Genomic DNA, 504 nt, shown 5'->3' on the forward strand with positions numbered 1-504 from the left:
ACAAGGCCGGGTCAATAGCAAAGACTATATTCAAGCACTTGAACAGTCGGTAACGGAGGATCGTAAAAGTCATGGAAAAAAGCCTCTTAAGGCTAAAGAACAAAAGCCTGAAACAAAAATAATCAAACAAAGCACCACAGACCCGGACAGCGGCTATATGGTCAGAGACGGAAAGCCCAAAGGTTTTTTCTACCTTGATCATCGTACAGTTGATGGTTACTGTAACTTCATCACCGATGTTCATGTCACAGCCGGCAATGTTCACGACTCGATACCTTACCTATCTCGCATAGACAGACAGGTTGAACGATTTTCCCTAAAACCAACAGCGGTGGGATTGGATGCCGGCTACTTTACTGCCAGTATCTGTAAGGGCATAGAAGACAGGAAATTATATGGCGTCATAAGTTATCGAAGACCCAATCACAAGAAAGGTTACTTTTATAAACGGCAATACACTTACCATCATCAAGGTGATTATTATGAATGTCCTGAAGGTCAAAA

Annotated in this window: 1 protein-coding gene; it reads left to right on the forward strand. The window is 42.3% G+C overall.

Translation table 11 applies throughout. The features are described from left to right. A partial coding sequence (locus IEV16_RS13325; RefSeq protein ID WP_188366211.1) for a transposase occupies positions 1-504 on the forward strand: 504 nt, incomplete at both ends.

The sequence above is a fragment of the Marinicella pacifica genome (genome assembly GCF_014636635.1).
In the GTDB taxonomy this organism is placed as follows: domain Bacteria; phylum Pseudomonadota; class Gammaproteobacteria; order Xanthomonadales; family Marinicellaceae; genus Marinicella; species Marinicella pacifica.